Origin of the sequence: uncultured Halorubrum sp. (genome assembly GCF_937146585.1) — an archaeon.
Classification (GTDB): domain Archaea; phylum Halobacteriota; class Halobacteria; order Halobacteriales; family Haloferacaceae; genus Halorubrum; species Halorubrum miltondacostae.
Genome location: NZ_CAKZRO010000138.1, coordinates 1 through 6,818 on the forward strand (window position 1 = coordinate 1; position 6,818 = coordinate 6,818).

9 protein-coding genes and 1 tRNA gene are annotated in these 6,818 nt (G+C 69.1%); 7 read left to right on the plus strand and 3 right to left on the minus strand.

Annotated features, from left to right (window positions below):
- A tRNA-Ala gene (locus tag Q0116_RS10805) sits at positions 1-72 on the minus strand.
- Between the two features lie 258 nt (positions 73-330).
- Between Q0116_RS10805 and Q0116_RS10810 the strand changes: the two genes are divergently transcribed.
- The 3 genes from Q0116_RS10810 to Q0116_RS10820 all read left to right on the plus strand — a co-directional run bounded on the left by Q0116_RS10810 (position 331) and on the right by Q0116_RS10820 (position 2,831).
- The gene (locus Q0116_RS10810) at positions 331-1,089 is read left to right on the plus strand and encodes a CTP-dependent riboflavin kinase (protein WP_297887956.1); all 759 of its coding nucleotides are present in this window, start codon (positions 331-333) and stop codon (positions 1,087-1,089) included.
- Positions 1,089-1,796 (plus strand): 3,4-dihydroxy-2-butanone-4-phosphate synthase, encoded by a 708-nt coding sequence (gene ribB / locus Q0116_RS10815; RefSeq protein WP_297887958.1) that lies wholly within the window; start codon positions 1,089-1,091, stop codon positions 1,794-1,796. Before Q0116_RS10810 ends, ribB begins: the two co-directional genes overlap by 1 nt.
- A 105-nt stretch (positions 1,797-1,901) precedes the next feature.
- Entirely contained in the window at positions 1,902-2,831 is a 930-nt protein-coding gene (locus Q0116_RS10820) for a branched-chain amino acid transaminase (RefSeq protein WP_297887960.1), read from the plus strand.
- Positions 2,832-2,920: 89 nt separating this feature from the next.
- Here Q0116_RS10820 and Q0116_RS10825 read toward each other — a convergent pair whose 3' ends face one another.
- Together Q0116_RS10825 and Q0116_RS10830 are read right to left on the minus strand one after the other, a co-directional pair.
- Complete coding sequence (locus tag Q0116_RS10825) at positions 2,921-3,649, minus strand: DUF502 domain-containing protein (RefSeq protein ID WP_297887962.1); 729 nt, start codon at positions 3,647-3,649, stop codon at positions 2,921-2,923.
- A 93-nt stretch (positions 3,650-3,742) separates the two neighbouring features.
- Positions 3,743-4,582: a proline dehydrogenase family protein gene (locus Q0116_RS10830; RefSeq protein WP_297887964.1), complete on the minus strand. Its 840-nt coding sequence runs from the start codon at positions 4,580-4,582 to the stop codon at positions 3,743-3,745.
- A gap of 171 nt (positions 4,583-4,753) precedes the next feature.
- Between Q0116_RS10830 and Q0116_RS10835 the strand changes: the two genes are divergently transcribed.
- The 4 genes from Q0116_RS10835 to Q0116_RS10850 all read left to right on the plus strand — a co-directional run.
- Positions 4,754-5,296 (plus strand): CDP-2,3-bis-(O-geranylgeranyl)-sn-glycerol synthase, encoded by a 543-nt coding sequence (locus Q0116_RS10835; RefSeq protein ID WP_297887966.1) that lies wholly within the window; start codon positions 4,754-4,756, stop codon positions 5,294-5,296.
- Positions 5,297-5,447: 151 nt separating this feature from the next.
- The gene (locus Q0116_RS10840) at positions 5,448-5,630 is read left to right on the plus strand and encodes an HVO_0416 family zinc finger protein (RefSeq protein ID WP_086220396.1); all 183 of its coding nucleotides are present in this window, start codon (positions 5,448-5,450) and stop codon (positions 5,628-5,630) included.
- 83 nt (positions 5,631-5,713) lie between these two features.
- Positions 5,714-5,872 (plus strand): hypothetical protein, encoded by a 159-nt coding sequence (locus Q0116_RS10845; RefSeq protein ID WP_006111597.1) that lies wholly within the window; start codon positions 5,714-5,716, stop codon positions 5,870-5,872.
- A gap of 107 nt (positions 5,873-5,979) precedes the next feature.
- On the plus strand, positions 5,980-6,818 hold an 839-nt coding region (locus Q0116_RS10850), incomplete at its 3' end, for a UvrD-helicase domain-containing protein (protein ID WP_297887973.1).

Here is a 6,818-nt window from a genome sequence, read left to right on the forward strand (position 1 = left end):
TGGACTCGCGGGGATTTGAACCCCGGGCCTCTTCCTTGCGAAGGAAGCGATCTGCCACTGATCTACGAGCCCTCACGAGAAAACAAACCCCGTTCGTATTTGTACCTTACCTTTCGGCGACCGGTGCGAGAGTGGCTCACATCCGAGCGCCGAACTGGTTCGGCGAACGGTCGAGGAAGCCGCGAAGCCGACCGACACCGACGGGATTACGTACGTCGCAAACTTATTTATGATCAGTCGATTTCTCGCCGCTGCTGCCTACCCAATAACGTTTTTGAGAAGTATCCCATATTCGTTACTCTTTTGCCTGCGGGCGACCGATCATTTCGTATGTCAGACGCGACGGCGACCGACGCGGAGACCGACGTGGATCCGGCCGCGATCGCGGCCCTCAAACACGTCGGGCTCGTCGGCGGCCTCTCGGAGACGAAGGTGTCGTGCGCGGCGCTCGGCGACCGCCTCGACGCCTCCACACAGACCGCCTCCCGCCGCCTCCAGACCCTCGAGTCCGCCGGCTACGTCGAGCGCGACGTGGTCAGCGACGGCCAGTGGGTCCGGGTGACGGAGGCGGGCGAGGCCGCGCTCCGGGCGGAGTACGCCGACTACCGCCGCCTGTTCGAGTCGGACGTCGAACTGTCGCTCCGCGGCGCGGTCACCGGCGGGATGGGCGAGGGCCGCCACTACATCACGCTGCCGGGCTACGCCGAGCAGTTCCGCGAGCGGCTCGGCTACGACCCGTTCCCGGGCACGCTCAACGTCGACCTCACCGAGGAGAGCGTCCGCCGGCGCGGCGAGATGGCCGGCATCGACGCCGTCCCCATCGACGCGTGGGAGGGCGACGACCGCACGTACGGGGCGGCCACCTGCTACGGGGTCACCCTCGTCGCGGGCGACGAGCGCTACGACGAGGTCCACGCCATCGTCCCCGACCGGACCCACCACGACGACGACCAGCTCGAGCTGATCGCGCCGGACCGGCTGCGCGACGCGCTCGACCTCGACGACGACGATCAGGTGGAGGTCCGCGTCGAGCCGACGAGCCGCGCCGACGAGCCGGAGTCGACCGCGGTCGAGACGGAGGTCGCCTGATGCGGGTCGATGCCGACGCCGACGGGGGAGTCGCCGGCGAGGCCGGGGCGTCCGCTGACTCGACCGAAGCGGTCGAGCGCGCGATCGACGCCTTCCGCCAGGGCGAGCCGGTGTTGGTCCACGACGCCGACGACCGCGAGGGCGAGACGGACATCCTCTACCCCGCGGGTGCGGTGACCCCCGCCGACCTCGCACGACTGCGCAACGACGGCGGAGGGCTGGTGTTCGTGGCGCTGTCGGACGCTGTCGCCGAGGCGTTCGACCTCCCGTTCCTCCACGACCTGATCGACCACCCCGCCGGCCGGTTCGACGGCCTCGGCTACGACGTCCGGCCGTCGTTCTCACTGACGGTGAACCACCGGGAGACGTACACCGGCATCACCGACGAGGACCGCGCGCTCACGGTGCGGGCGCTGGCCGACGCCGCGAGCGACCCGAAGTCGTTCGACTTCGCCGGCGAGTTCCGCGCGCCCGGTCACGTCCACCTGCTGCGTGGCGCTCCCGGACTGCTGGCAGAGCGGGAGGGTCACACGGAACTGGGGCTGGCGCTGGCCGGGGCGGCGGGGCAGCCGCCGGCGGTCGTCGGCTGCGAGATGCTCGACGACGAGACGGGCGACGCGCTCGCGCCCGCGGACGCCGCCGCGTACGCGGCCCGGCGCGACATCCCGTACGTCGAGGGCGCGGCGCTCGTCGAGGCGCTGGCGTAGCGCGACCGGCTCGCCGTCGACAGACGGACCGGACGAGCGCGCCGCCTCCCGGCAGCCCCCGACCGGTTGTCACAGTTTTAAGCCCGCCGCCCGCAACGAGCGAGTATGGGATTCGACGAGATGGACGTCGACACGATCTGGAAGAACGGGGAGTTCCTCGATTGGGAGGACGCGACGACCCACGTTCTGACCCACGCGCTCCACTACGGGAGCGGCGTGTTCGAAGGCGTCCGCTGTTACGACACGGATCGGGGCCCGGCGGTGTTCCGGTGGGAGGAGCACCTCGACCGGCTGTTCGACTCCGCGAAGATGTACGACATGGACATCGGGCACTCCCGCGAGGAGATCACCGAGGCGACGCTGGAACTCCTCGACCGGCAGGATCTCGAGTCCTGTTACATCCGGCCGATCGCCTACTACGGCTACGACTCGCTCGGCGTCTCGCCGGAGGGCTGCCCGACCGACCTCGTGCTCGCCGCGTGGCCGTGGGGCGCGTACCTCGGCGAGGAGGCGTTAGAGGACGGCGTCGACGTGATGGTCTCCTCGTGGCGGAAGCACGCCTCCTCGCAGGTGCCGACGAACGTGAAGACGACCGGCCTCTACGTCAACTCCATGCTGGCGGGCGAGGAGGCGCGCCGGAACGGCTACGTCGAGGCCATCGTCCTCAACAAGGAGGGCAACGTCGCGGAGGGACCGGGCGAGAACATCTTCATGGTGAACGACGGCGAGATATACACCACCGGCCCCGCGCAGTCGATCCTGGAGGGGATCACCCGCGACACCGTGATCACGCTCGCCGAGGAGCGCGGCTACGAGGTCCACGACGAGGCCGTTATCTCCCGCGGGCAGCTGTACACCGCCGACGAGCTGTTCTTCACCGGCTCCGCGGCCGAGGTCACGCCGATCCGTTCGGTCGACGACACCGAGATCGGGTCGGGCACCCGCGGCCCGGTGACCGAGGAGCTCCAGAGCGCGTTCTTCGACCTGGTCGAGCGGCGGACGGACGACCACGACGAGTGGTTCACCTACCTCTAAGCGCGGTAGCCTGACCGCGACCGCCCGAATGCGGGCGGGTATCTCTTCTTCCGGACAGTGCCGTCGGTGTCAGGCCCGACGGGGGCGAGTCACTCGCTCGAACCGCCGCTCGCCGAGCCGTGCCCGTCGGCGGTCGACCCCTCGCCGTCGCCGGGCGTGCCGTCGGTCCGGACGTGTCCGTAGTCGCCGGGCGCGTCCGCGCCGTCGCCGTCGGCCGGGCTCTCCTCGTGGACGGGGACCTGATGGGCCGACTCCGCGAAGCCGGCGGAGAGGACGCGGGTCATCCCCTCCTCGACCGTCTCGCCGGTCTCCTCGATGCGCTCCGGCTCGACCTCGATGACGAAGCCGGTGGTGATGTTCGGCGCGGTCGGCATGAACAGGACGATCTTGCCGTCGCGGGTCTTCTTCCCGGTCCGGAAGGCGGTCATCCGGATCCCCGGCCACGTCTCGATGTACACCGGGCTCTGGAGCTCGTCGGTGCCGGAGATCGCCGTCTCGATCGCGAGCTTCGAGGCGTTGTACACCACCCGCAGCGCCGGGATCCGGTTTATCGCGTCGTCCACCGCCGACTCCGCCAATCGGCCCAGGGTGGTCCGCATGAAGTAGCCGACCGCGAGGACGACCGTCGCGAACACCGCGAAGGCGATTATCACGCGGGAGACGGGCTCGAGCGGCGCCGGGATGACGTCGGGTTGGAGCCCCTCGATCAGCGGGATCGACGCGATGTACTGGTAGATCCAGCGGAGGACCAACAGGAGAACGAGGAGCGGGGCCAACACGATGAGCCCGCTGGCGAAGTCGCGTTTCCACGTGGACATCTATCGGATCGGTATGTGTCGGCGATGCTTAAGAGGGCTTCCACGCGCCGACACCGTTCGAGCGCCGCGCCGAGGACCGGAACGGCCCCGCGACTACGCGCCGATGACCGCCCGCACCGCGAACGTGAGGTTCTCCTTGCGCTCGCGGACGCGGCGGTAGAAGTACGAGATCCACTTGCCGCCGTACGGCGCGTACTGGTACACGTCAACGCCCTGGGCGGCGAGGTCGCGCTGCGCGTCCTCGCGGACCCCCATCAGCATCTGGACCTCGTAGTCGCCGCCGTGGTCGCGCGCGAGCCGGTCCGCCAGCGATATCATCTCGGGGTCGTGGCTGCCGACCGCGATCCCCCGGTCGCGGCGCTCGAACAGCGTCGTCAGGTCGTCGCGGTACGCCTCATCGACGCGCGCCTTCTCGGTGTACGCGATCGACGACGGCTCGTCGTACGCCCCCTTCACAAGCCGGATCTTGCCGGGGACGTCGACGAGTCGGTCGAGGTCGTCCGCGGTGCGCTTGAGGTTCGACTGGATACACTGGCCGACGCTCCACGGGTAGTCGGCGGCGATGGACTCGAACGCGTCGAGGGTTGCGTCGGTGGTGTCGGCGTCCTCCATGTCGCACCAGACGAACGCGCCCACCTCGTCGGCGCGCGCGACGATCTCGCGGTAGTGTTCCTCGAACAGGTCGGCGGAGACGTCCATCCCGATCTGCGAGGGTTTCACCGAGACGCAGGCGTCGAGGCCGCTGCCGGCGATGTCGTCGAGCAGTTGGAGGTAGGCGTCGGTGTCGGCGCGGGCGTCCGCTGGGTCGTCGTAGTGTTCGCCGAGCAGGTTCAGGATGACCGCGACGCCGTCCTCGTTCGCGGCGCGGGCGTGGTCGAGGGCCGTCGGGACGCCCTCGCCGGCGACGAACCGCCGGGCGATCGGTGGAATCATGTCCGAACTTCCGGTCGGGGCGAACTTTACGTTTGCCGACTCGGCGGCGGTGGCCGGGACACCGCGCCCGCGACGGCGACCGCCGGACGACCGCGGCATGGGGGCGGGGGTACGAGCCCCGGCGGTAATCGATCCGTGGTTTATAACACCCCGCGCGCCGCCCGTGGAGACATGATCGGCACGCTTGTCGCGACCGCGTTCTGGGCGATGCTCCCGGCGTACGTCCCGAACAACGCCGCGGTGTTGGCCGGCGGCGGACGCCCGATCGACGGCGGCCGCGAGTGGCGCGGCGCGCGGCTGCTCGGCGACGGGAAGACCTGGCGGGGCACCGCGGTGGGGACGCTCGTCGGCGTGCTCCTCGCGCTCGGGCTCAACGCGCTCGCCGCCCCCGCGAGCGCGGCGCTCGGAAGCGACCTGCCGACGTTCGCGCTCCCGGCGGCGTTCGCGCTCGCGTTCGGCGCGATGTGCGGCGACATCGGCGCCTCCTTCCTCAAGCGGCGGTCGGGCCGGGAGCGCGGCGCGGCGTTCCCCGGTCTGGACCAGCTGGACTTCGTCGTCGGCGCGCTGGGGCTCGCCTTCCTCGTCGACACCGACTGGGCGCTGGCGGTGTTCGCGCCGCGCGTCCTCGCGGTCGTCCTCGTGATGACCCCCCTCCTCCACGTCGTCACGAACGTCGGGGCGTACCTCCTCGGCGTCAAGAACGAGCCGTGGTGAGCGGCGACGAATTGTCTCTCTCGGCGGTCGCCGCGCGTCGAAGTTGCGTATCGCGTCTGTCTTTCTCGAAAATCGATCGTTCGATCGCGCAATTCGCAGCTGCGAGAACGACGGAAAGACATATATGCTGGTGTGGCATACAATGGCACGCATGTCTAGTAGTGCACCCAGCTCGGACGACGACGTGTTCGACGAGTTCCTCTCCGATCACGGCCACGAGACAGAGATCGTACGCTGGGAGCGATCCTATAACAAGCTCCAGTGTCCCGAGTGCGGTGCGCTCCACGAGGAGGGGTCCGCGCGGTGTTCGGTCTGCGACTGGCGGCCGAGCTGACGCCCGGACCGCCGCGGTCCGCGAGTTTTCTTTCCGTCGTACTCCCCGGTAGTATTATGTGGAATTACTCGATAGTGACTACTATGCCGACGTGTCAGAACTGCGGTTCGTTCGTGACGACGGACTACGTTCGGGTGTTCACCCCGAACGAGGTCGATCGGCCCCGCGTCTGTCCGGCCTGCGAGGACCTGGTCCGCGACGGTGCCGACGTCCGCGAGGCGCGCGCGACCCGGAGCGGGTAGCCCGCCGAGCGAGCGGGAACGGCCCGATATCCCGGCCTCGGGTCGAGACCATCGTCGACGGGTCCAGAGCCACGGCGTTTAAGGAGAACCGGAATCTGGAGGTAACAATGACTGATACCACAGTGACGCGGCTGTTCGGGGGGCCCGGGAGCGGGAAGACGACCGCGCTCTTGGACCGCGTCGAAGAGATCCTCGACGAGGAGGGCGCCGACGTCCGCGACGTGCTCGTCGTCTCGTACACGCGCGCGGCCGCCGCCGAGATCCGCGAGCGGCTCGCCGAGCGGCTCGACATCTCGCCGCGCAGCCTCCAGGGGAACGTGAGCACGATGCACGCGAAGGCGTACGAACTGCTCGACCTCTCGCGGGGCGACGTGGTCGGCGAGGACGACAAGGAGGCGTTCTGCGAGGAGTACGGCATCGAGTTCGAGGACCAGCACGGCGGGGCCGGCCGCCGGACCGCGCGCTCGACGACCATCGGCAACAAGATCATCGCCACCTCGCAGTGGCTCCAGCGCACCGAGCGCGACGTTGCCGACTGGTACGACGTCCCCTTCCAGTGGAACGTCGAGGAGGTCCGGCTCCCGCCGGAGGAGGACCCCAACGCCCAGCAGGGCAACAAGTACACGCCGACGTGGCCCTCCGACGACGACCGGATCGACATCCCCGAGACGATCCGGGCGTGGCGGACGTACAAGGGCGAGAACGACCTCGTCGGCTTCGCGGACATGCTGGAACGGGTCGCGCAGCGCTCGCTCGTGCCCAGCGTCGACTACCTGATCATCGACGAGTTCCAGGACATCACGACGCTCCAGTACAACGTCTTCGAGGAGTGGCGGCCCCACATGGAGAAGGTGCTCATCGCCGGCGACGACGACCAGGTCGTCTACGCGTGGCAGGGGGCCGACCCCGACCTCCTCCTCGACACCGACGTCGACGAGGACGTGGT

Coding starts and splice junctions, on each gene's coding strand:
- Q0116_RS10810 (WP_297887956.1), top strand. CDS start 331: ATGTCAGACGCGACGGCGACCGACGCGGAGACCGACGTGGATCCGGCC.
- ribB (WP_297887958.1), top strand. CDS start 1,089: ATGCGGGTCGATGCCGACGCCGACGGGGGAGTCGCCGGCGAGGCCGGG.
- Q0116_RS10820 (WP_297887960.1), top strand. CDS start 1,902: ATGGGATTCGACGAGATGGACGTCGACACGATCTGGAAGAACGGGGAG.
- Q0116_RS10825 (WP_297887962.1), bottom strand. CDS start 3,649: ATGTCCACGTGGAAACGCGACTTCGCCAGCGGGCTCATCGTGTTGGCC.
- Q0116_RS10830 (WP_297887964.1), bottom strand. CDS start 4,582: ATGATTCCACCGATCGCCCGGCGGTTCGTCGCCGGCGAGGGCGTCCCG.
- Q0116_RS10835 (WP_297887966.1), top strand. CDS start 4,754: ATGATCGGCACGCTTGTCGCGACCGCGTTCTGGGCGATGCTCCCGGCG.
- Q0116_RS10840 (WP_086220396.1), top strand. CDS start 5,448: ATGTCTAGTAGTGCACCCAGCTCGGACGACGACGTGTTCGACGAGTTC.
- Q0116_RS10845 (WP_006111597.1), top strand. CDS start 5,714: ATGCCGACGTGTCAGAACTGCGGTTCGTTCGTGACGACGGACTACGTT.